We start from the raw sequence: 23,048 nt of genomic DNA on the forward strand, positions 1-23,048 counted from the left end.
CATCATTCGCACCAATCTTGTGCCTATTGTTCAACAAAGTGGGATAACATCCCGCACGGGGCATGCCGGAACCTGTCGCCCCGACACAAGCCAACATGACATCCAGTACTGACGTAAGAAATCTGGCCGAGCGGGTCACGGAGCAGATTCGCCAGCGCATCGTGCATGGCGAATTCGCGCCCGGGCAGCGCTTGTCGGAAGCCGCGCTTAGCGAGAGCCTGCAGATCTCGCGCAATACCTTGCGCGAGACCTTTCGCGTGCTGACCAAGGAAGGCCTGCTCAAGCACGAACCCAACCGCGGGGTATCCGTGGCGATTCCCAGCATCGCGGCCATCATCGACATCTACCGCGTGCGCCGCATGATCGAGTGCCAGGCCATCGCCCAGGCCTACCCCAGCCATCCGGCCAGGAAGCACCTGCGCGAAGCGGTGGAAACGGGACTGCGCTGCCGCGACCGCGGCGACTGGCAAGGCGCGGGCACTGCCAATATGGAGTTCCATATGGCCATCGTGGAACTGGCCGACAGCGAGCGGCTGAACGTGATGTTCTCCCACCTGCTCGCCGAGCTGCGCCTGGCGTTCGGCATGCTGCAGGATCCGGAATTCCTGCATGGTCCATATGTCGAGATGAACCAGCACATCCTGCAGTTGTTCGAGTCGGGCAAGCTCGCAGAGTGTGCCGCGGCCCTCAACGACTACCTGGCGCAGTCCGAGCGCATCGTGCTGTCGGTTTGCGCCCGGCACCCGATTTTCAAGGGGCGTTGAACGCAGGCGCAGAGCGTATCCATGCGTAGCTGCTGCGCGCCGGGCCCCGATGGCCACTGCCTGCTCAAGATGTGGAGTCCTCACTTCACGGCAAGCGTAAACGGCAGCAGCAGCGCATTCACAAGCAGCAAGCCATAGACCACCACCACCGCCGCCGGGATGGCGAAACGCGTCCGATCCTGGGCGCGCGCGGTACGGCGCGTCCACAGGAAACCCGCGCCCATCACGGCAAGTCCGGAAAGCAGGCTCTCCACGGCAAGGGCTGCCGGATAGGGCTTGGCCGGGCTGCTGTTCTTGTTCCCGGCAACGGGAGGCGCTGTGGTGCCTTGCCAGACAGGCAGCGCTTCGACAGCGGGAGCCGTCGGCCGTGTTGGTTCGACGGGTTCCGGTCCGGCCGACATGGCACGCGGCACTGCCGGCGGCGGCTCTTCTTGTACGCGCTGCGTCGGCTCAGGGATCTGCGTTGAGGCCTGTGGGGCCTGCGGGGAAGCCGCCGCGGGCGGCGGTGCCGCCTCCTGGCTGGCCGGGGTAGACCTGGCCGTTGCAGCCTGATTCGCGGAGTCGGACCGGCCCGGTGCGATTCGCATCGAATCCCGCTCCCGCCAGAATTTGGCGAACATGCTTTCCAGGCATCGTACCGAGTCGCAGGCATCGCGCCGGCTGCGCCACGCCGCGATGTCCGAGTCCTGGATCCTGCCCTTGCGCAGCATCCTTTGCTGCTCGGCGTAGATGCGCTCGTAGCGCTCTGACAGCCTGGACGAATCGCAGATCAGATGCCGCGGGCGCGCCCGCGGCCCGGCCTCGTCCGTCGCAAGGTTGCATCTCACCCCGGAGCCATCCGGGTTGTTGCAGCGTACGGGGGATTCGCGCGCAGTTGATTTGCAGACGATGTCAGAGGCCCACGCGCCGCTTGCGGCAGAAAGGCCTGCTGCTATGCCCATGGAAACAATCGTGACCAGGCGCCCTGTGATCCTCTTCATCATGATGCCCCATCGAAGCGGCCCCAAGGCTTCCAAGCTAGTCGATAGTTGCCGGGTATCCCAAGCATGCAATGCGGGGCGCGTGCGGTAAGCCACCTTGCCCCGCACCGACAGCTCCGGATGCGTCGCGCGATGAACAATGCATTGCGAAGCCGCAGCAACATCTCACGCTGCCAGATTTCATGGCATGCTCGATACCCTCCGGTACAGCGTCGCCTTCGATAATCTCCCGAGCGGAATTCTGCACTTCAAAGAGAAAGAGACTTTCATGGACACTTCCACGCCTTCCAGCCACCGCCGCAACCTACTTTCGATCCTGGGCATTGCCACGCCCATCATCCAGGCGCCCATGGCCGGTGTCAGCACAGCGGCCATGGCTGCCGCCGTGTCAGAGGCCGGCGGGCTGGGCTCGCTTGGCGTCGGGGCAATGGACGCGCAAGCCGCGCGAAAGACAATCCGCGAGACAAGAGCGCTGACCGGCAAGCCATTCAACGTCAACCTGTTCTGCCACGCCCCGGCCAAGGCCGATGTGGTGCGCGAGCAGGCCTGGCTCACCTACCTTGCCGCCCAGTTTGCCGAGCACGGCGGGACAGCACCCACGAGCTTGCGGGAAATCTACAAGAGTTTCGTGGCCGACGACGCCATGTTCCAGATGCTGCTGGAAGAAAAGCCAGCGGTGGTGAGCTTCCATTTTGGCCTTCCCTCCCAGCAGAAAATTGATGCGCTACGCGGTGCCGGCATTTTGCTGCTGGCCAGTGCAACGTCCCTGCAGGAGGCCCGCCAGATAGAGGCCGCCGGCGTGGACGCCATCGTCGCGCAAGGCATCGAAGCTGGCGGACACCGCGGCACCTTCGACACCGATGGCTACGACGAAGGCCTCGGCACGCTGGCTCTGGTGCGTCTTCTGGTCCTGGGCACGAAGCTTCCGGTGATTGCCTCGGGCGGCATCATGGACGGGGCAGGCATTGCCGCGGTGCTGGCTCTCGGGGCGGAAGCCGCCCAGCTTGGCACGGCATTCATCGCCTGCCCGGAGTCATCTGCCGATGCCGCCTATCGCGCGGCGCTGACCGCACCCCAACCGCGCCCGACCACACTCACCCGCGCCATATCGGGCCGCGCGGCCAGGGGCTTCACCAACCGGCTCACGGCACTCGGCATCGCCGCCGACGCACCTCCGGTGCCGGACTACCCGATCGCCTATGACGCGGGAAAGGCGCTTCACGCCGCGGCCAAGGCCACGGGGAGCGCTGAGTACGCAGCGCAGTGGGCCGGGCAGGCAGCGCCCTTGGCCAGGTCCCTGCCGGCCGCGGAGCTGGTTGCGCAACTCAGGTCAGAGCTCAGGGAAGCGATCCTGCGCATGGCTACGTTTGCGGACCCGCAGGACGCAGCCTGAGCGTATCTATAACAATTATTTGAATGTACTGACTGTCGGCTCTACGATGGCGCAAACCCAATGTCTCCACTCCCACGAGGCCCGCCATGCACATCGCCATCCTGACCTTCGAAGGTTTCAACGAACTCGACTCGCTGATCGCGCTCGCCATCCTCAACCGGGTCAGGCGGCCCGGCTGGCGGGTTTCGATCGCCAGTCCGGCGGCCAAGGTGCGTTCGCTGAATGGTGTGGTGATGGAGGCGCAAGCATCGCTGGAGGACGCATGCAACGCGGACGCTGTGCTGGTGGGTAGTGGGATCCGAACCCGGGACGTCGTCGCCGATGCCGCGCTGATGTCGCAACTCCGCTTCGACCCGACGCGCCAGTTGCTGGGCGCGCAATGCTCGGGCACGCTCATTCTCGCCAAACTGGGCTTGGTGAACGACGTTCCGGCCTGTACGGACCTGACCACCAAGCCATGGGTAGTGGAGGCCGGCGTGGCCGTGCTCGATCAGCCGTTTGTCGCCAAGGGAAACGTTGCAACCGCCGGCGGGTGCCTGGCGTCGCAGTACCTGGCCGCCTGGTTCATCGCCCGTCTGGAAGGCGTCGAGGCTGCACGCAGCGCGATTGACTATGTGGCGCCAGTGGGCGAGAAGGAGGCCTACGTGACGCGCGCGATGGCGAACATTTCGCCGTTCCTCTGATGCGCGCTGGTGATGTGACTCCGGGCTGAGCCTCCTACACCATGATGAGGCCGTGCCGCATGCCCTGCAATACAGCCTCGGTGCGGCTGCTTGCGCCGAGCTTGCCGAAAATGGCGGGGAGGTGGAACTTCACCGTGTTGTCCGATATGTCGAGTTGGCGCGCGATTTCCTTGTTGCCAAGCCCTTCGGCGAGCATGGCCAGCACTTCAAGCTCGCGTGGGGTGAGCGTTTCGGTCAGAGCCGCGGATGCCGTCTGGCGAGGTGCCCTGCGCGCCGCCAGCAGCCTGGCGAGGATCTCCGGGGACAGCACGCAAAGTCCCGCGGCCACAGCTTCGATCGCGCAGATGATTTCGCTGGGCGTCGCGCCACGCGGCAGTAGTGCCGTGGCGCTGGCTCCCAGCGCCTCATGGATCCATTCGCTGTCCGCCTCGTCGGTGAGCAGGACCAGCGCCGGCGCTGCGGAATCTCGGCCCGCCTCTGGCACCGGCAGGTCACCGGCCTGCGGCTCAAGTTCGATCACGACCACATCCGGCACGTCGCCGGCAAAGCGGTCGGCGATCCCTGCGGTGTCGGCCGCGCTGCCTGCGAAATCCAGCGCTGGCGCCGCCTCGACAAGCGCCTGCAGGCTTGCCCGCGCCTGCGGCGAGACGGCGACCACGGCGACCCTGACCGGGCTCATCGGTGTCATCCTGGCATCCGGCATGCGACGGCTTGCATGAATCTCAGCCGCACGACTTCCGTTGCTGGCGTTCGCCCACCGTGATCGAGCACTCCTTGCGCTCGCCACCCCGGATCAGCCCGATCTTCAGCAACTGCCCGATGCGGTCGCCGCCCAGCGCGGCATGGACGTCGTCCATGTCTTGGCATGGCTTGCCATCCAGTTCGATCAGTACATCCCCGATCAGCACCCCGGCTTGCTCCGCAGGCCCGCCCGCCGCAAGCGATACCACCAGTAGCCCGCGCCCGGACGCCAGATTCAGCTTCGTCACCCAAGACTCCGACAGGCTCACCGGCTGCGTGCCCACGCCAAGGTAGCCGTGCGAGACACGTCCCTTGCTTAGCAGTTCGCCGCTCACGCGCGCCACTGTCGCTGCCGGTATCAGGATGCCAGCGCCAGGCGCGAGCGCCGATGTGCACAGGCCCGTGACCCGCCCCTGCATATCCGCCAGGGCCGCTCCGGAGAAACCGGGGCGCAGGCCGCCGTCAAGCCGCACGAAGGCGTCGAATTGCCCGCCTCGCCAGGTACGCCATGGACCGCCGGCAGTGCCGACAACGCCGAAATCCGCGCTGGTGCCAAGCCGGTCCACTCGCGCCACCGCGAGCACCAGATGGCCTGCCTTCAGGGAGCGCGCATCACCGGTCTCGACCGGGTTCGACGCCACGCCATCGAGCCTCAGTACGGCCAGGTCGGTGCCAGGGTCCCGTCCCACCAGGACGGCCGCCACGGTACGGCCATCGGCCAGGGTGACTTCAATGCCGTCTTCCTGCCTGAGCGTATGCGCGGCCGTGACCACCACGCCGGGTTGCCAGATGACTCCACTGGAGGGAAAGCGATGCCGCCCGTGCACCGCGACGACACTCTGGCCGACGCGCTCGGCAATGGCTGCCAAGTTGGCGGAAAGATCCTGCAAGGGATTTCCGCTGGGGGTTGAGGTTTCCATGGTGATGACTCCTGCCATTTGCTACGTGAACCGATGCGTCGCGCGCCCGGCCAGCTTGAGGAAGCCAGGCAGGCAAGCGCAGACGAGTGGTTTCACAATGACAGGCGCACGACGGCCGCGCACCACCCGGATGGGTAGCTGGTGCAGGGGGACTCGCGCGCGGCGTATGTGTTTGTACGAGCCTTTGTCTTCTCGTCCATTGCTTCCCCATTCTTCGTCGCACCGGTGCGCCAAGTGTTCGCCAGTATCGCCCCGAGCACCAGGGCCGGCAATCGTCACTTCGACCGGATCACTTCGCGTTTCGCCCGGCGTGCCAAAGCGGCTTTTCGGATACCTGGGCCCCTGGCCGCGCTAGCACATGCCGATGGCGCGGACAAGCCCTGCGGATCCATGCGAAAGCCGGCGGCGCGGCGACGAGCGGCGCTGCCTATGCTAGACAGAAGCGGCAACCCGGCCGGGCAGCCGCGTAGTACCGATTTCGTTTCAGGAGATAACCATGAACAAGGGCTTGAGTGAAGAAGGCATGGATCTGCTCTTTCGCGAGGCTCGCACGCACAGCGCATGGCTGAACCAGCCCGTGAGCGACGAAACCCTGCGGCAGCTCTATGACTTGATGAAATGGGCGCCGACCAGCGCCAACTGCTCTCCCGCGCGCATTCTGTTCCTGCGTACCCCTGAGGCCAAGCAGCGCCTGTTGCCCGCGCTGGCGCCGGGCAATGTCGAGAAAACCATGGCCGCACCGGTCACCGCCATCATCGCCTATGACATCAAGTTCTACGAACTTCTGCCCAAGCTGTTTCCGCACGCGGACGCACGCTCGTGGTTCGCCGATACCCCGGAGCTCGCCCTAACTACTGCGAGGCGAAACAGTTCCCTGCAGGGCGCGTACTTCATCATCGCCGCCCGCTCGCTGGGGCTCGATTGCGGGCCGATGTCCGGCTTCGACAATGCCAAGGTCGATCACGAATTCTTTCCGGCGGACCCCAAGGACAATGCCTTCCAGCTCGAATATTTCCCGGACAGTCACGTGAAATCGAACTTCCTGTGCAATCTCGGCTATGGCGACCCTGCCAAGCTGTTTCCGCGCAGCCCCCGCCTGGAATTCGATGAGGCGTGCAAACTGCTCTGAAGGAGGCAATACCTAGGCCTGTGGCCGCAGTTCCTGCAGCAGCGTTGGTATCAGCTCGGACACCGTGGGATGGATGTGCATCGCGCGGCTGATGGTGGTATAGGGTGCCTTGGCATACATGATGTCGAGCAGTGAGTGAATCACCTCGTCGCCGGTCACGCCGAGGATCGCGGCACCCAGGATCATGCGGGTATCGGCGTCGACCACGACCTTCATGAAGCCCTGGCTCTCGCCCTTCTCCACGGCTCGCCCGACGCGGCTCATGGGGCGAGAGCCGACCAGCAGCCTGCGGCCGGATTGCTGGGCTTCTGCTTCCGTCATGCCGGCGCGGCCGAGCGGAGGGTCGATGAACATGGCATAGGCTGCGATGCGGTCCGTCAGCTTGCGGGGATCGTTGTCGAGAAGGTTGGCGGCGACGATCTCATAGTCGTTGTATGACGTATGCGTGAACGCACCGCGGCCATTGCAATCGCCAAGCGCCCAGATGCCGGGGACGTTGGTGCGCAACTGTTCGTCTACCTGGATATAACCGCGAGCGTCGGTCTCGACCCCGGCCTGATCCAGCCCCAGGTCCTCGGTGTTGGGCACACGCCCAACCGCCAGCAGCAGGTGCGAGCCGTGGACGTCGCGCGCCCCATCCGAACAATCCAGCCCGACGGCAACATGATCGCCTTCCCTGCGCGCGCTCAGGCAGTTGGCATTGAGCCGGATTTCGATCCCCTCGGCTTCCAGGATCTCCCGCACTGCCTGCGACACATCCTCGTCTTCGCGCTGGATCAGGCGCGGGCCTTTTTCGACAACGGTCACCCTGGCGCCAAAACGCCGGTACATCTGGCCAAACTCCAGACCCACGTAGCTGCCGCCGATGACGATCAGGTGCTCCGGCAGGAAATCCACCGCCATCATGCTCGAGTTGGTCAGGTACGGTACCTGGTCCAGCCCGGGCATGGGCGGAACCAGGGCCCGGCCGCCGACGTTCACGAAAATCCAGTCGGCTTCCAGCAGTTCGCCGTTGACCCGCACACCATGCGCGCTTTCGAAGCGGGCGTGCCCCTGATAGACCGTGCCGTTCTCCAGGCTGCGCATCCACTGTTCCACTCCGTTGCTGGAACGGCCGGAGATCTCGTCCTTGCGTGCCTTCACCTGCTTCATGTCGACGGCGACCGGCCCGCCGATGGTCACGCCGTACTCGGCAGCCCGCCGCGCCAGTTGCGCCGCGTACGCGCTTGCGATGAGGGTTTTGGTGGGAATGCAGCCGGTGTTCACGCAGGTGCCGCCAAAACGCGCGCGCTCGATGACGGCCGTTTTCATGCCCGCGCCGGCCAGCCGCGCAGCGAGTGCGGGGCCGGCTTGCCCGGTGCCGATGATGATCGCGTCGAATCCTTGGGCCATCACGATTCTCCTTGCCTGGTACCGCAAAGCCACAAGCTACTTTAGGTGGTAGGACGCTTCCCTGCCAGCTACGCGTAGGTGTCGACGCCCCGCACCAGCAGCCTGGCCAGCCGGGGCCGTCGCAACTGCTCCAGCCACCATTGCAGGGCGCGGCCTTCGTGATCGCCGCGCCAGCCCACATAGAGCGTGTTGGGCTCGCGCGGGTCGGCGGTGCGCTTCTCTACCAGTTCGCCGCGCTGCAGCAGCGAGCCGACCCGGTGCCTGGGCAGCCAGCCGATCCCCAGGGCATCGCGCTGCGCCAGGGTCTTGGCTCGCATGCTCGGCACGGCCAGCAAGCGCTGTCCGCCCACCATGCCGTAAGCGCGGCCGCCCGTGAGGCGTGATGAATCTGCCACCACCACGGCACGATGGCGGGCGATCTCCTCACGCGTCAATGGTTGGCGGGCGGCCGCCAGCGGATGCCGGGGCGAGACCGCAAACACCCATTCGATCACGCCCAGCTCGAACCACCCCAGGTTAGGGATGGCGGGCGGCTCGTTGGTGGCACCGATGACCAGGTCGGCGCGGCCGTCCCGCAGCGCTTCCCAGGTGCCGGCCAGCACTTCGTGCGTGACGCGCAGCGCCACGCCGGATTCCAGCGCGTCGAACGCGTGCATGACGGGCATCAGCGTCTCGAATTCCATCAGCTCGTCGGTCACGATCCACAACCGGTCTTCCCAGCCGTTGGCGACCTGCCGCACGCGCTGTGTGACGCGCGCGACATCCTGCGCGAGCCGGGCGGCTTCTTCTGTCAGCAATTCGCCGGCACGCGTCAGCTGCAGGCGGTAGCGGCGGCGGTCGAACAGGAGTGCGTCGAAGCGTTGCTCCAGCTGCCGCGCGGCGTGCGACACTGTGGACGGCGCCTTGCCCAGCCTGGCCGCCGCGCGCGACAGGCTGCCGGCCTCGCGGATGGCCTCCAGCAGGGCCAGTTCGTCTTCCGACAACATGTGCGACTCCTTCGAACGTGTTCGTCGGATTGATCGTATGGCAAAGCGCAGCGCCCATACTGCAGTCACGCGATTGTTCAAGTTCAACTTTCCAAACCGGAGGACAACATGAATCGCTTCGAAGGCAAGACCGTTCTGGTCACTGGCGGCAACAGCGGCATCGGCCTGGCGGCTGCCCAGGCATTCGCCCAGGAAGGGGCCCGCGTGGTCATCACCGGCCGCGACGCAGCGGCACTGGAAGTCGCCCGCGCCACGCTCGGCAACGAGGCCATCGCCATCCGCAACGAAACCGGCACCGTGCAGGCCGCGTGACCTGGCTCGCCAGCTGACCGACGCCGGCATCCGCCTGGACGCTGTCTTCATCAACGCCGGCATTGCCAAGTTTGCCGCCGTTGCCGACGTGGACGAGGCACTGTGGGACGCCACCTTCAACGCCAACGTGAAGGGCGCCTACTTCCAGATACAGGCGCTGCTGCCGCTGCTGAACCCGGGCACGTCGATCGTGCTGAACGGCTCGATCAATGCGCGCATCGGCATGCCGATGTCTTCCGTGTATGCCGCCAGCAAGGCAGCACTGATCTCGCTGGCCAGGACTCTGTCGGGTGAGCTGGTCAGCTCGGGCATCCGGGTCAATGTGGTCAGCCCCGGGCCGGTGACGCCGCCGCTGTACGGCAAGCTGGGCCTGGAAGCCGACACCCTGTCGGCCACTGCCGCGCAGATCCAGAGCCAGATCCCGCTGGGCCGCTTCGGCCTGCCGGCGGAGATTGCGTCGACGGTGCTGCATCTGTCGGCGCCGGAATCGGCCTTCATCGTCGGTACCGAAATCATCGCCGACGGTGGCATGATCCAACTTTAAGTCAATGCCTTTGCGGGCCGCGGCGTTGAGCGCGGTCCGCGCATGAGGTCGCCCATCCTGCCTGGAGCAGTACCATGAACCAATCCATTGCCTTTATCGTCCATCTGCCGGGCAAGCCCGAGCGGCGCGCCGAGCTCGAGTCGAAGCTGCTTTATGTCCTCGACCAGATGTCGAAGGAACCGGACTTTATCAACACGTATCTGCACCGCTCGCTCGAAGATCCTGACACGCTTGTTCTCTATGAGAACTGGGCCTGCAGCGAGCAGCATTTCAGGGACCACCACCTGAAAGCGTCCTACCGGCGCGAATACGAGGCGGTGCTGGCCGATCTGCTGAAAGCACCACGCACGCTGGAGTTTCTGACGCCAGTGCGCGACTACCAGAAAGCCGGCAACTGAAGCGGTATTGCCCTATAAGGCAGTTGCCGGTCCCCACCCCCCGCCGAGCGCCTTGAATGCCGCCACGGCGGCGCGGGCTGATTCGGTCTGTGCCTGCGCTCTGGCGTCGGACGTCCGCAGAAGACTCTCGTCAGCATGCAAGACCTCAATCAAGCGGACCACGCCTTTCTGGTAGGCGGCAAATGAGGCATTGCGCGCCTGGGTCAGCGAGGTCTCGCCTTGGGCCAGCGTGCCTGCCTGATCTTCACGCTTGATCAGCGCGGAGAAGGCATTTTCGACATCCTCGGTCGCGCGCAGCACAGCCTGACGGTATGCCGCCAGCGCTTCTGCCTCCTGCCCTCGGGCCAGTTCGATCTGTGCATTGATGCGGCCGAAGTCAAACAGACGCCAGCGCAAGCCAAGCACGCCCGCTGCCTGGCTTGCGCCCGCGGAAAAGAGGTTCCCGCTGGCTACGGTTGTGGCGCTGCCCAACAGGGCACTGAGCGAGAATTTTGGGTAGTACTCCGCAATGGCTACACCGATTCGTGCGTTCGCCGCCGCCAGCCGGCGCTCCGCGACGATGAGGTCGGGCCTGCGTCGCAGCAGATCCGCCGGCGAGCCCGTTCCGGCGAGCTGCGGTGCGGCGGGAATCGCTTTAGGGCCGGCCAGTTCAGCGCGATACGTGCCGGGCGGAACACCAAGCATTACGTCCAGCGCATTCAACGCGGCATCGAGGCCTGTCTCCAGCACCGGGACGGTAGCGCGGACCTGAGCGAGCGCGTGACGGTCGTCATATCACGTGACGAACGGCCGCAGTGGCCATGACGCTCCCATGCCGCTCCCATGCCGCTCCTAGTCAAGCGTTTGCCCCGCCCGGCGATGTATCCAGCGTCTACATGCTAGTCAGGCGGACCGGCATGGTCAAGGAGGAACACGCTGCTGCTGCCTTGGTGCTATCCCTAGTGAATCACGTGGCGCGCGCCCGTTGGCCCCCACATGTAACGACGCGGCCGACAACCCCCGCGGCAAGCACCCGATGCAATGATGATCGTAATGTTATATATTGCAGAGACACACACGCCCGACTCTTCCTGTCACCTGATCATGCGCTACTCGCTCGACCAAAAGGCTGAAACCCACAAGCACATCGTCAAGGCTGCCTCGACGCAATTCCGCAAGCACGGTGTCAACGGCATCGGCGTAGCCCAGTTGATGAAAAGCGCCGGCCTGACCCATGGAGGGTTTTACGCGCACTTCGAGTCCAAGGACGCCCTGGTTGCCGAGGCCATCGACGCAGCCTTCGACCAGACCATGGAACTCCTACAAGAGGCGACGTCGGTGGCATCGCCCAGGCAGCGCAGGCAAGCCGTCGTGCAGGCGTATGTGAACAAAAGGCACCGCGACCATCCCGGATCGGGTTGCGCCATCGCGGCGCTCGGTGCCGATGTGTCGCGCCTGGATACCAAGACGCGGCGGCGTTTCGAGGCGCGCGTGACATCGCTCATCGAAGCCATTGCAGGGGGCGATGATGAGACAGCACGCAAGGATGCCATTGTCACGCTGGCGGCCATGGTCGGCGGCATGGTGCTGGCGCGCTCCGTGCGCTCGGAAGCGCTATCCACCGAGATTCTGGACGCACTCCAGACCTCCCTGTAGTGCGGCCGCCCTTGCACCAGCGCCGGAGCCGATATGAGCCAATCCCGCTTCCTCAAGATGCCATGTCCCGTTGCACATGCCTCGGCGGTGCTGGGCGAGCGCTGGGTCATCCTCATCCTGCGTGAAGCGTATTACGGGGCGACGCGATTCGAGGAGTTCGAGCGCCGGCTCGGCATTGCATCCAACATCCTGAGCGCCAGGCTTCAGGCAATGACCGATCACGGCCTGCTGATACGCAGGCCGATCGAAGGCAGCACACGCTGCGCCTACTTCCTGAGCGACAGCGCACGCGATTTCCTGCCGACCTACCTGAGCCTCAAGGCGTGGGCAGAGCGATGGGTGGCGGAACCGAAGCGGCGCGCCAAGCTTTTCGTGGACAAGCACACGGGAAACGAGATCGTGGCGCCACCATTGACGCGCCCCGATGGATCGCCGATCCCCTTCGAAGACGTCCAGGTCATCGACGCCCAGATGCGGTAGCTGCCAGCTGCCGTCCGCGGGTCACCGGATGGGTTAGCGCTAATATGGAGGCCTGACGACATCGCGACCCGCCATTTCATGACCACCTCCACCACGCGCCCGGCACGCCAAAGCTATCACCATGGCAACCTGCGGGAAGAAATGATCCGCTGTGGCCGGGAAATCCTGGCCCTCAAGGGCGTCCATGGACTGACCCTTCGCTCCGCGGCAAAGCTGGCCGGGGTCTCGCACGGCGCGCCGCGCAATCAGTTTGCCGACAAGGAGGGCCTGCTTGCCGCCATCGCCGCCGAAGGATTCCGTGAACTGGTCGCGGTGCGGCGGGCCCGGCTCTCGCCGGAGATGAGCGCCGAGGCGCGGCTGCTCACGATCATGGACGGCTATATCGAGTTCGCCGTCAAGCATCCCGCGCTTTTCTACCTGATGTTCGGGCCGCAGATCGAGGACAAGGAGAGGTACCCCGAACTGCTGGAGGCGGGCAGCGCGTCTTACCAGCTCCTGTCGGGTGCAGTCCAGGACTATTTCCGGGAAAACAATCTTGCCGAGCAGTTCGACGACATGATGGTGCGCTGCGCGTGGTCGGCCATGCACGGTGTGAGCATGTTCTTCAGTGCCAAGCCGACCGGACCCAGCCCGCGCCCACGCGTCGCGCTGGCCCAATGGCGGCAGAGCGTACAGCAATTCGTGCTGACCGGCCTGTTGGCAGCAGGCCAGAACAAGGCCGCGGCGGCCGGTGCCGCCGCAAGCAAACCGAAGGCGAGGTCACGCAGCGCAGCGCAGGCGTAAGCCTCCCCCGGAGTTTCAGTCTCCGCGGCGCGGCTCCAGCGCATCGACCAGCGCCCGCTTCAGCATCACCCGGCCAAGCTGCAGCCGGTATGCCCCATCGGCGAAGTTGTCCTCCAGCGGCGTCACGTTGGTGAACGCGGCTTCGACAATGGCATCGACCTTGTCCGGCAGGTCGGCGAAGCTGCCTTCCAGCAAAGCCCCCGCCTCCCAGGCGCGGAATGCCGCATCCGCAACGCCAGTGATGGCAATCCGTCCCCAGGTATAGCCATCTTTTGCAACGTTGATGGCAACGGCCGCCGCAGCCACCGCATAGCCCGACGACGGATGACGGAACTTGCGGTATGCGACCCGGCCCGGTGCCGGCAATGGCACATGGATGCGCGTAAGGACCTCGTCCGGCTCAACGGCTGTGGACATGAAGCCGGCAAAGAACTCGTGCGCGGGAATGCGCCTGCTGCCTTGCCCGCCTGCCACTTCTATTTCGGCATCCATCGCAAGCGCGACCGCCGGCCAGTCGGCCGACGGATCGGCGTGCACCAGCGCGCCACCGATCGTGCCACGGTTCCTGACTGTCGGGTCGGCAATCACCGTGGCGGCGAGTGGGAACAGCGGGGCCAGCCGCTTTAGTTCCGCGCTCGCCTCCAGTTCGGCGTGGGTCGTGGCGCTGCCGATGGAAACGGAGTCCTCATGGACCACGATGCCACGAAGTTCAGGCAGGCGACCGATATCCACCAGCAGTCCAGGCCTCGCCAGCCTGAGCTTCATCATCGGCAATAGCGTATGACCCCCGGCCAGGATCTTCGCCTCGGGGTTCTGGGCAAGGATGGAAAGTGCCTGTTGCACACTGCTCGCCCTAAGGTATTCGACTTCGTACGGAATCATGTCGCGCTCCGGCTCTCTTGGATGGCTCGCCAGACTTTCGGCGGCGTCAGCGGCATATCGAGATGGGATATGCCAAATGGCTTCAGTGCATCGCATACCGCCGCGACGACCGCGGGCGGCGCACCGACGCAGCCCGCCTCCCCGATGCCTTTGACGCCGAGCGGATTCGACGGCGCCGGAGAGACATGGAAGCCGGTACGCATGCGAGGGATCTGCTCGATACGCGGAAAGCCGTAGTCAAGCAGCGAGCCGGACAGCAGTTGCCCGGAGTCGTCGTACGTGGCTTCTTCGAACAGGGCCTGGCCGATGCCCTGTGCGATGCCTCCGTGCATCTGGCCATGGCAAAGCATCGGGTTGATCATCACACCCACGTCGTCGACTGCCACATAGTCCAGGATCGTCACCACCCCGGTCTCCGCATCGACCTCCACGACCACGGCATGGCAGCCATTCGGCGCTCCCAGGGCGACCGGCTCATAGAAGACGCGCTCGTCCAGCCCTGCTTCGAAATCCCGGGGCAGCTTGTGCGCAAGGTATGCCATCCTTGCGACCTGCGAGAACGGGATGACGGTCGGATTTGCCGTGCTTGAGAAATGGCCATCTGCATAGTGCACGTCCTCTTCCGGGATTTCGAGCATGAAGGCGGCGATCCGCCTTGCCCTGGCGAGAATCTTGCCCGCTGCCACATAGGCAGCGCTGCCGCCTACGGGCATGGAGCGTGAATTGAACGTGCCATGACCCGCCAGCACGCGATCCGTGTCGCCCTGCACGACATCGATATCTTCCATCGGCAGTTGCAGGGCTTCCGCAACGATCTGCGCGAAGCTGGTGGCATGGCCGTGGCCTTGCGGCATCGAGCCGCTGAACAGCGTGACCTTGCCGTCGGAATGCACGCGGATATGCGCGCTCTCCCAGCCGCCGCGGTTGAACCCGACCTTTTCCAGCATCGGCGAAATGCCCATGCCGACCAGCTCGAGATAGCAGGTCACCCCGATGCCGATGTATTTGCCCTGCTCGCGCAGCGCCACCTGCTCCTCACGCCAGCGCCGGTAGCCGATCAGCTCGGTCGCCTTGTTCAGGCAGGCTTCGTAGTCGCCGGAGTCCCATTTGCCGCGCGCGCCGTCATGCGGCAAATAGGGAAACTGATCGGGCTGCACCAGGTTGCGGCGCCGCAACTCGACCGGATCCATGTCCAGCTCCCCCGCTACAGCGTCCATCAGCCGCTCGATGATGTATGCGGCTTCTGGCCGTCCGGCGCCGCGATAGGCATCGACCGGCGTGGTATTAGTTGTCACCAGATTCACTTCCGCGTCGACTGACGTTATCTGGTAGTTGCCCGTGATGTAGTTGACCGTATTGATGGTAGGGATCCCCGTCGCCATGTTCGACAGGTAGGCGCCGAGGTTGGCGAACGACCGCAAGCGGATCCCCAGCACTTTGCCGTCGCTGGTAACGGGCGCCTCCACATACTCGGTATGCGCGCGGCCATGGGTGGTCGCGACGAAGTTCTCGCTGCGCGTCTCCGTCCAGCTCACCGGAAGCCCGAAATGTCTGGAGGCGAACGCCACCAGCACCTCTTCCGCATAGAAGTGCATCTTTGCGCCGAATCCGCCACCGATATCGGGCGCCACGATCCGGACCCGGTGCTCGGGCCAGCGCAGGGTCTCCGCCAGCCAGCGTCTCGACATATGCGGAACCTGGGTCGGGACGATAAACGTCAGGCGCTCGTCGACCGGGTCGAAGTTCGCGCACAAGGCGCGCGGTTCGAGCGGGCTTGGAATCAGCCGCTGGTTGACCAGCCGGATCGAGACTACCCGGTCGGCCCGTTTCAATGCATCCTCGTAGCTGCCGCCCTTGAGCCGGAAAGTGCCGATGCGATTGCCGGGCACGTTATCGTGAAGCTGGGGCGCGGTGTCTGACAGTGCTGCTTCCGCATCGACGACAGGCGGCAACGCTTCGTAGCCGACTTCAACGAGCTCCGCGGCGTCCGCGGCAATCTCACGGGTCCGGGCCACCACCATCGCCACGGCTTCCCCTACGTACCGCACCCGCTCGGCCGCAAGCGGAGGGTGCGGCGGCACCTTCGAATTGCCCACGACCCAGTTCGGCCGGATGTCGCCAACCTTGCCCTGGATGTCCGCATAGGTCAGAATACCGATCACGCCGGGAAGCGCGCGTGCGGCCGAGGTATCGATCTCGCTGACAACGGCATGAGCATAGGGCGATCTGACGAAGGCCGCGAAGGCCATGCCCGGGAACTGGTGGTCATCCGTAAACCTGCCCTGGCCGCTCATCAGGCGCTTGTCCTCACGGCGGCTGACCGATTTTCCAATGTACTTCGTTGCACTTCCGTTCAGTGCTTCGCTCATCTCAGGCCTCCTAATGTGTGGCGGACGGCGTTCGCTGCAGCCTGGTCGCGGCAAGAAGAACAGCATCGACGATGTTCTGATACCCGGTGCAGCGGCACAGGTTGCCGTGCAGCGCTTCCCTGACATCGCTTTCGGCCGGCGCAGGCTGGTGCGCAAGCAGCGCTCGTGCCGCAAGCAGCATTCCCGGCGTACAGAAGCCACACTGCAAGCCATGAAGTTCGTTGAAAGCTTGCTTGAGCACGGCTGTCGTGTGGTCGTGCTCCATGCCTTCAATCGTGTGCAGCTCGCAGCCGTCAGTCTGGGCGGCAAGTACGGTGCACGACTTCACTGTCGTTCCGTCCACAAGCACCGTGCAGGCACCGCACTGGGAGGTGTCACAACCGATATGAACGCCGGTCAGGCGTTTCTGGTCCCGCAACAAGTGCACCAGTAGCCGCCTTGGCTCTATCTCGGTGGTACCTGTTACGCCATTGATGGTGTTTTCTATTTTCACAGTCGCCTCTGTGTCTCCGTTAGCGCCTTCAGCATAGGCACCCGTGGTGCCTATAGAATTACGATCATCATACTAAAGGGGCAAAAAAAAATCCCGATGCTCCTCCCAGATCTGCCGAAGCTCATTCAGCGGAAGTTGCCAGCGAACCACCGGGACTTGCCTCCTGGCTTACCAGCTTTTCAAAGCGGGAAAAGAACTCCGCCAGGAACTTGTTCGCCACCGATCCCACCAGACGGGACCCGATCTGTGCGAGCTTTCCTCCCATCTGCGCTGCGGCCACGTAGTGCAGGGAAGTGCCGCCCTCGACGTCTTCCAGACGGATATCGGCGCCCAGCTTGCCGAATCCCGCGACGCCACCGCTGCCGCTGCCTTCGATGTGATAGCCGATGCCCTCCTGGTGGCCGGTAAATCGGGCCGTGCCCTTGAAGCGTGCCTTGATCGGTCCGACAGCCGCAACGATGACTGCGTCATAGTCACCGTCATCCCCCTGCTGGTATTGCTCACATCCCGGCAAACACCGCTGGAATGTCGCCGGATCGTTCAACCGTTTCCAGACCTCTGCCCTGGAAGCCTTGATTACCTGTGCGCCAGTGAATTCCAATGTTTCCCCCTTTCGGTTTCTGCTACTTCCGTCACAGCGGCCGGCCCGGAACCGCGAAGCTCCGCGCCGCTTCGTCACCGCATGGCCGAACACCAATCTATCCAGCGTCTATATCGTAGGGAGCGCGTCGGCGAGCGTCAAGGAACGGGAAGCCGTTTACGCCTAGTGGTAACCCTAGCAACGAAAGCCGTTTCGCTCATCTGGCTGGCACTGCAGTGCCCATACAGGAACAGCTGGTAAACCCGAAATTGCCCAAAGACTTCTTGACGCGGCCAAGACCGCAATCCTAGGATGTAGACAGTGGATACACCGAGCACCAGCGCGAACGCGACTAGCGCGGCAAGGCAGGCCAGGCGTTCAGCCCTTTCAACTCTGCCCACCTTCGTTCCAGTCCCCGGCGCACGCTCCAATGTATCCACTGTCTATATTCGATTCAGCCGACTTCGAACGCCGGCCCCATCCACCTCAAAGGAGAACCCATGTCTCGTGCAGTGATCGTTTCATTTGCCCGCACCCCGATCGGCAAAGCCACCCGAGGCGCCTTCAACATGACCCATGGCGCCACCATGGCGGGCCATGCCATTCAGCATGCCGTCCAGCGTGCGGGGATTGACGGCGCGGAAGTCGAGGACATCATCTTCGGCTGCGGCCAGCCCATCGCCGCCACCGGTGGCAACGTCGCCCGGCAAGGCGGCATCCGCGCGGGCCTGCCGGTGTCCGTCAGTGGCACGACGCTGACCCGCTTCTGCGCATCCGGCTTGCAGGCAGTCGCCTTTGCCGCACAGCGTGTGCTGATCGACAAGGTGCCGGTAATGGTGGCGGGTGGCGTCGAATCGATCAGCCTGTCACAACCGGTCACGCTGAAGGTTGCCCAGCAGGAAGCGTGGCTGGCCAAGAATCGCCCCGATGTTTACCTGCACATGATCGATACGGCTGAAATCCTCGCCGAGCGCTACGGCATGTCGCGGCAGCGCTCAGACGCGTTCGCGCTGCGCAGCCAGCAACTTACTGTGGCAGCTCAGAAGGCCGGCCGCTTCGCGGACGAAATCGTTCCGCTGGCAACGGTCAAGTCGGTGAAGGACAAGGTGACCGGCGAGACTTCGACGGCGGAGTTCCTGCTCGAGGCGGACGAAGGTGTCCGTGCCGACACCACGCTGGAAGGACTGAGCGTGCTGCCTGCCGTAAAGGGCGAGGGTTACCAGGTGACGGCCGGCAATTCGAGCCAGTTGTCTGACGGGGCCGCGGCGCTGGTGGTGATGTCCGAACGTGAGGCCGAACGGCGTGGCCTGGAACCGCTGGGCTACTTCGTCAGCCTGGCCACCGCTGGGGTGGAGCCGGACGAAATGGGCGTCGGCCCGGTCCGCGCAGTCCCGCGCCTGCTGGAACGCAACGAGCTTTCCATCGATGACATCGACCTGTGGGAACTCAACGAAGCCTTTGCCTGCCAGGCGCTGTATTGCATTGACCAGCTTGGCTTGCCGCTGGAGCGCGTCAACGTCAACGGCGGCGCGATTGCCGTCGGTCACCCGTATGGCATGACGGGCGCGCGCCAGGCCGGCCACATCTTGCTGGAAGGACGCCGCCGCAAAGCCAAGTATGGCGTCGTGACCATGTGTGCCGCCGGCGGCATGGGCGCGGCAGGCCTGTTCGAGTTCATCCACTAAGCATGCAAGAGCGACAACGGAGACACCGATGACCGACATCACCGAATACGACACCGTGTTTATCGACCGCGACGGTCCATGCGCCGTCGTCACCATGAACCGGCTGGAAAAATACAACGCGCTCAACACCGGACTGCGCACCGACCTTTACGCGGCGCTGTCGTCGCTGATGACCGACCGGACGGTCCGCGGGATCGTTCTCTGGGGCGGCACCAAGGCCTTCGTGGCCGGCGGCGATATCCCTGAAATGCTGGCGCGCCGCCCGATTGAAGCCTTCGTCCCGACCAGCGGCGCGCCCGACCTGTGGGCGCTGATCCACCACAGCACCATCCCCGTGATCGCCGCCATTGCCGGGCCTTGCTTTGGCGGTGGCCTCGAGCTCGCGATGGCGTGCGACCTGCGCGTGGCTGCGGACAACGCCCTGCTCGGGCAGACCGAAACCAACGTTGGCCTGATACCGGGACGCGGGGGTACCCAGCGGCTGACCCGGCTGGTTGGCGCGACGCGCGCCAAGGAAATGATCTTTACCGGCGAAATCATCAAACCGGACGAGGCTTACCGCATCGGCCTTGTCAACAAGGTGGTGCCTGCGTGCGAATTGCTGGCAGAGGCGAAGGCCTATGTGCACCGTATTGCCGAGAAGTCTCCGCACTCGATCGCGATGGCCAAGCTGATGATCAACAACGGCCAGGATGCCACGCTCGATACGGCGCTGATGCTGGAACAGCTGGCCTTTGCCACGCTCTTCAGCACTGAAGATATGCACGAAGGCGGCGCAGCGTTCCTGGACAAGCGCCGTCCGGTCTACCGGGGAGTATAACCATGACCCAGCTCAACACACGTGTGCAGGCTGCGGCCACCCTCGCGCGACCAGACCCCTACCGCCCCCGGCTGACAGTGACCGCGCTTGCCGATATCCGGCGCTTCGAGCAGACACCGCTTTCCGACCGGCGCCTGCCCGACAGCACTTACGAGCTGCTGCGCCTGGCGCGCGACCGTGCGCCCGAGGCGCCGGCGCTGCATTACTTCACCTCCGGCGACGAGTTGGCCAGGTCGGTCACCATCACCCATGCGCAGATGTTCGGACGCATCACGCAGACCGCCAACCTGCTGCACTCGCTTGGCCTGGGCCCGGATGACGTCATCGGGGTGCTGATGCCCGTGACGCCGGAGTCGCAGTACGCGATCTGGGGCAGCGAAGCGACCGGCATCGCCTGCCCGGTCAACTGGATGCTGGAGCCCGAGATTATTGCGGCGCTGCTGCGCAATGCCGGAGCCAAGGCGGTGATCGCCTATGGCCCCGACCCGGATATCGAAGCCTGGAACAAGGCCATGCTGGTGCGGCGTGAACTGCCTGACGTGAAGCACTGGATCAAGGCGGGCGGCGGTAAGGCAAGCGAGGAAGGTATCTTCGACCTCGACGCCAGCGTTGACCGTTTCGATGACGAGGCGCTTGACAGCAGACGGGTGTTCTCGCCGCAGGATACGGCTTCGATGTTCCATACCGGTGGCACCACCGGCACGCCCAAGCTGGCGCTGCACACGCATGGCAACGAAGTGTCGATGGCATGGGTCAGCGCGATGCAGATCGACGTGCAGCCTGAGGACGTACGCGTCTGCGGGGTGCCGATGTTCCACGTGACAGGGGTGCTTACCAATTGCCTGATGCCGCTGGCCCGTGGCGCATCGGTGGTGCTGCTGACGTCCAGCGGCTGGCGTGATCCGTCGGTGATCCGCAATCTCTGGCAGATCGTCGATCACTTCGGGGTCACCGCGCTGGGCATGGTCCCCAGCGTGGTCAACATGGCGCTGAATATTCCGATCGGCGACGCCGACATCAGCTCCCTCAAGGCGGCCAGCTGCGGTACGGCGCCGCTGTCGGTGGCCGTCGCCGAGGCGTTCGAGCAAAAGACTGGCGCGATGATCTTCGAGGGATACGGGCTGACTGAAGGCACCGCGCTCAGTGCAACCAACCCGCGCTATGGCCAGCGGCGCATCGGCTCCATCGGCCTGCCCATGGCCTACCAGGAGATGAAGGTCGTCAAGGTCGCCGCTGGACACATCCAGCGCGAATGCGAGCCGGGCGAACCTGGCATCGTGGTGGTGCGCGGTCCCAACGTCTTCGGCGGCTACCTGAACCCCGAACAGAACAAGAGCATCTGGTTCGAAGGCGGCTGGTTCAATACCGGCGACCTGGGCTATGTGGACGAGGATGGCTACTTCTGGCTGACCGGCCGGGCCAAGGACCTGATCATCCGCGGCGGCAACAATATCGATCCGCGCATGATCGAAGAGGCGCTGTATCGGCACCCCGAGGTATTCGATGCCGCCGCGGTCGGCCTGCCTGACGCGCATGCCGGGGAACTGCCGGTCGCGTACATCGCGCTCAAGCCGGGCAGCACCTTCCCGCTCGGCCGCATCAAGCACTACGCCTACGAGGTGATCCCGGAACGCGCCGCCGTGCCCAAGCAGTTCTACCTGGTCGACGCCATCCCCAAGACTGCCGTCGGCAAGATCCAGAAGAACACGCTGCGCAGCGACGCAGTACTGCGGGCGCAGCGGCAGATGCTTGCCGAGGTCAACGCGGATACGCCGGTGCCCCTGGTTGATATCCGCATCGAAGACCGGGGCGACCAGGGCATCCTGTCCACGCTGGTGCTGCCCGCCACCCTGAGCAACGAAGACCGGGAGATCGCGGTGGCAACCATCGGCAAGGCGTTCTCGACGCTGACCATCAAATACGCGGTGGTCTACGAATAGCCCGTTCACCGAAGCAGGGCCTCGCCAGAGGCAGTGCAGGCCGGTAGCGCCTCACCCCGACGTATCCGTCACCACGGGTATGAGCTGCCGGCTTGCAGAACCAATAATGGAGACAACCATGACTATCCAGCTTTCGCGCCGGCGCCTGCTGCAGGCGGCGTGCGGCGCCGTGCCGGCAATGCTTGTGCCGTCCTTGCTGCGGGCTGAAGCGCCCTATCCGGGCAAGCCGATCGTCGTCAAGGTCGCATTTCCCGCTGGGGGTCCGGCGGACGAATCGATCCGCGCGGCAGCCGTCGTGATGAAAAGGAGCCTGGGGCAGAACGTTCTTGCCGACAACCTCCCCGGCGCAAGCGGATCGATCTGCGCCATGAACGTGCTGCGCGGCGCCAACGATGGCTACACCTTGCTGGGCACGACCGGCATCGACTTCCTGGTCGCGCCACTTACCATCGCATCGGCGAAGTATTCGCCGGAGAAGTTCAGGCTGGCAGGCTTCAGCGGGATTTCGGACTTCATCCTGGTCTCGAATCCCTCGTTGTCGTTCAAGAACGTCGACGAGGTCATTGCCTACGCGAAGAACCCGAAGAACCGCCCGCTGTCGCTGGCGCATTGGGGCCCCGGCTCGGGACCCCACCTGGTCGGGGCCGACTTCCAGGCCCGCACCGGCGTGCGCTTCCTGGAAGTCCCCTACAAGGGCGCGGCGCCGGTCACCAGCGACATCGCCGGTGCACAGGTAGACCTGACTTTCATTCCCATGGGAGGTCCGACTTACGGGATGATCAAGGCCGGCCGCTTCCGGCCGATCGGTGTCGCCAGCAAGGCCCGGCATCCGTCGTTGCCCGATGTGCCGGCGCTGTCGGAATACAAGGACCTGGCCGACTTCGAGTACAGCCAGTGGGCGGGCGTGCTGGCTCCGCCGAATACACCGGATGCCGTGATGGCACGGGTGGTGGAGGCCATGAATGCGTGGGTGGGCAGCCCGGAAAACCGTACCCGGCGCGCCGTCAATCTCCAGCGCGCGATCGAGCCGATGACCATGGCCCAGGCGCAAGCCTTCCTGAGCAACGAACACGCCAAGCTGACCCGCATTGCCAAGAGCCTCAAGCTGGCCGGGCAATAAGACCGGTAGTAATGCGGTC

General features: G+C 64.5%; 21 protein-coding genes and 2 pseudogenes. 13 read left to right on the forward strand and 10 right to left on the reverse strand.

Features of this window, described 5'->3' with window-relative positions; all coding sequences use genetic code 11:
- Window positions 1-95 precede the first annotated feature (95 nt).
- On the forward strand, window positions 96-764 hold the full coding sequence (locus KB879_RS13695; protein ID WP_041228672.1) for a GntR family transcriptional regulator: 669 nt from the start codon (window positions 96-98) through the stop codon (window positions 762-764).
- Between the two features lie 80 nt (window positions 765-844).
- On the opposite strand, the gene KB879_RS13700 is transcribed toward KB879_RS13695, so the two are convergent.
- Window positions 845-1,747 carry a GntR family transcriptional regulator gene (locus KB879_RS13700; RefSeq protein ID WP_153953434.1) on the reverse strand — a complete coding sequence of 301 codons (903 nt, stop codon included), beginning with the start codon at window positions 1,745-1,747 and terminating at the stop codon, window positions 845-847.
- Window positions 1,748-2,012: 265 nt separating this feature from the next.
- Here KB879_RS13700 and KB879_RS13705 point away from each other — a divergent pair, with 265 nt between their 5' ends.
- Together KB879_RS13705 and KB879_RS13710 are read left to right on the forward strand one after the other, a co-directional pair.
- Window positions 2,013-3,137, forward strand: coding sequence for a nitronate monooxygenase family protein (locus KB879_RS13705; RefSeq protein WP_153953433.1), 1,125 nt, complete (start codon window positions 2,013-2,015; stop codon window positions 3,135-3,137).
- Window positions 3,138-3,223: 86 nt separating this feature from the next.
- Window positions 3,224-3,820: a DJ-1/PfpI family protein gene (locus tag KB879_RS13710; protein ID WP_013953351.1), complete on the forward strand. Its 597-nt coding sequence runs from the start codon at window positions 3,224-3,226 to the stop codon at window positions 3,818-3,820.
- A gap of 34 nt (window positions 3,821-3,854) precedes the next feature.
- Here the strand turns inward: KB879_RS13710 and KB879_RS13715 are convergent, their stop codons facing one another.
- Together KB879_RS13715 and KB879_RS13720 are read right to left on the reverse strand one after the other, a co-directional pair.
- On the reverse strand, window positions 3,855-4,499 hold the full coding sequence (locus KB879_RS13715; protein ID WP_211981724.1) for a response regulator transcription factor: 645 nt from the start codon (window positions 4,497-4,499) through the stop codon (window positions 3,855-3,857).
- A gap of 43 nt (window positions 4,500-4,542) precedes the next feature.
- Window positions 4,543-5,481, reverse strand: a complete 939-nt coding sequence (locus tag KB879_RS13720; protein ID WP_153953431.1) for a S1C family serine protease — start codon at window positions 5,479-5,481, stop codon at window positions 4,543-4,545.
- A gap of 496 nt (window positions 5,482-5,977) precedes the next feature.
- Here KB879_RS13720 and KB879_RS13725 point away from each other — a divergent pair, with 496 nt between their 5' ends.
- Window positions 5,978-6,610, forward strand: coding sequence for a malonic semialdehyde reductase (locus KB879_RS13725; RefSeq protein WP_153953430.1), 633 nt, complete (start codon window positions 5,978-5,980; stop codon window positions 6,608-6,610).
- A 12-nt stretch (window positions 6,611-6,622) separates the two neighbouring features.
- On the opposite strand, the gene KB879_RS13730 is transcribed toward KB879_RS13725, so the two are convergent.
- The gene (locus KB879_RS13730) at window positions 6,623-8,002 is read right to left on the reverse strand and encodes an FAD-containing oxidoreductase (RefSeq protein WP_211981726.1); all 1,380 of its coding nucleotides are present in this window, start codon (window positions 8,000-8,002) and stop codon (window positions 6,623-6,625) included.
- Window positions 8,003-8,070: 68 nt separating this feature from the next.
- Window positions 8,071-8,988 (reverse strand): LysR family transcriptional regulator, encoded by a 918-nt coding sequence (locus tag KB879_RS13735; protein WP_211981727.1) that lies wholly within the window; start codon window positions 8,986-8,988, stop codon window positions 8,071-8,073.
- 108 nt (window positions 8,989-9,096) lie between these two features.
- Between KB879_RS13735 and KB879_RS13740 the strand changes: the two are divergent.
- Window positions 9,097-9,844: pseudogene (locus KB879_RS13740) on the forward strand (SDR family oxidoreductase).
- Window positions 9,845-9,918: 74 nt separating this feature from the next.
- A complete protein-coding gene (locus KB879_RS13745; protein ID WP_211981728.1) occupies window positions 9,919-10,242 on the forward strand; it encodes a putative quinol monooxygenase in 324 nt (107 codons plus the stop codon).
- A gap of 12 nt (window positions 10,243-10,254) precedes the next feature.
- On the opposite strand, the pseudogene KB879_RS13750 reads toward KB879_RS13745, so the two are convergent.
- Window positions 10,255-11,001, reverse strand: a pseudogene (locus tag KB879_RS13750) (TolC family protein); the annotation flags it as partial.
- A 261-nt stretch (window positions 11,002-11,262) separates the two neighbouring features.
- Here KB879_RS13750 and KB879_RS13755 point away from each other — a divergent pair.
- The 3 genes from KB879_RS13755 to KB879_RS13765 all read left to right on the forward strand — a co-directional run bounded on the left by KB879_RS13755 (window position 11,263) and on the right by KB879_RS13765 (window position 13,140).
- Window positions 11,263-11,877 (forward strand): TetR/AcrR family transcriptional regulator, encoded by a 615-nt coding sequence (locus KB879_RS13755; protein WP_249221300.1) that lies wholly within the window; start codon window positions 11,263-11,265, stop codon window positions 11,875-11,877.
- Window positions 11,878-11,910: 33 nt separating this feature from the next.
- Entirely contained in the window at window positions 11,911-12,357 is a 447-nt protein-coding gene (locus KB879_RS13760) for a helix-turn-helix domain-containing protein (protein WP_211981729.1), read from the forward strand.
- Between the two features lie 78 nt (window positions 12,358-12,435).
- The gene (locus KB879_RS13765; protein WP_211981734.1) at window positions 12,436-13,140 is read left to right on the forward strand and encodes a TetR/AcrR family transcriptional regulator; all 705 of its coding nucleotides are present in this window, start codon (window positions 12,436-12,438) and stop codon (window positions 13,138-13,140) included.
- Window positions 13,141-13,155: 15 nt separating this feature from the next.
- Here the strand turns inward: KB879_RS13765 and KB879_RS13770 are convergent, their stop codons facing one another.
- The 4 genes from KB879_RS13770 to KB879_RS13785 all read right to left on the reverse strand — a co-directional run bounded on the left by KB879_RS13770 (window position 13,156) and on the right by KB879_RS13785 (window position 17,485).
- On the reverse strand, window positions 13,156-14,022 hold the full coding sequence (locus KB879_RS13770) for a xanthine dehydrogenase family protein subunit M (protein WP_211981736.1): 867 nt from the start codon (window positions 14,020-14,022) through the stop codon (window positions 13,156-13,158).
- Window positions 14,019-16,391, reverse strand: coding sequence for a xanthine dehydrogenase family protein molybdopterin-binding subunit (locus tag KB879_RS13775; RefSeq protein ID WP_211981738.1), 2,373 nt, complete (start codon window positions 16,389-16,391; stop codon window positions 14,019-14,021). The genes KB879_RS13770 and KB879_RS13775 overlap by 4 nt, the downstream gene beginning before the upstream one ends.
- A gap of 10 nt (window positions 16,392-16,401) precedes the next feature.
- Window positions 16,402-16,884, reverse strand: a complete 483-nt coding sequence (locus KB879_RS13780) for a (2Fe-2S)-binding protein (RefSeq protein WP_211981741.1) — start codon at window positions 16,882-16,884, stop codon at window positions 16,402-16,404.
- 121 nt (window positions 16,885-17,005) lie between these two features.
- Window positions 17,006-17,485, reverse strand: coding sequence for a carbon monoxide dehydrogenase subunit G (locus KB879_RS13785; protein WP_011615257.1), 480 nt, complete (start codon window positions 17,483-17,485; stop codon window positions 17,006-17,008).
- A 479-nt stretch (window positions 17,486-17,964) separates the two neighbouring features.
- Between KB879_RS13785 and KB879_RS13790 the strand changes: the two genes are divergently transcribed.
- The 4 genes from KB879_RS13790 (at window position 17,965) to KB879_RS13805 (ending at window position 23,029) form a co-directional block, all read left to right on the forward strand.
- Complete coding sequence (locus KB879_RS13790) at window positions 17,965-19,149, forward strand: acetyl-CoA C-acyltransferase (RefSeq protein WP_211981745.1); 1,185 nt, start codon at window positions 17,965-17,967, stop codon at window positions 19,147-19,149.
- Between the two features lie 28 nt (window positions 19,150-19,177).
- Window positions 19,178-19,969 (forward strand): enoyl-CoA hydratase/isomerase family protein, encoded by a 792-nt coding sequence (locus KB879_RS13795; RefSeq protein WP_211981746.1) that lies wholly within the window; start codon window positions 19,178-19,180, stop codon window positions 19,967-19,969.
- Window positions 19,970-19,971: 2 nt separating this feature from the next.
- Complete coding sequence (locus tag KB879_RS13800; RefSeq protein ID WP_211981747.1) at window positions 19,972-21,909, forward strand: acyl-CoA synthetase; 1,938 nt, start codon at window positions 19,972-19,974, stop codon at window positions 21,907-21,909.
- A gap of 118 nt (window positions 21,910-22,027) precedes the next feature.
- Window positions 22,028-23,029: a tripartite tricarboxylate transporter substrate binding protein gene (locus KB879_RS13805; RefSeq protein ID WP_211981748.1), complete on the forward strand. Its 1,002-nt coding sequence runs from the start codon at window positions 22,028-22,030 to the stop codon at window positions 23,027-23,029.
- Window positions 23,030-23,048 lie beyond the last annotated feature (19 nt).

The organism is Cupriavidus sp. KK10 (assembly GCF_018223725.1).
Classification (GTDB): domain Bacteria; phylum Pseudomonadota; class Gammaproteobacteria; order Burkholderiales; family Burkholderiaceae; genus Cupriavidus; species Cupriavidus necator.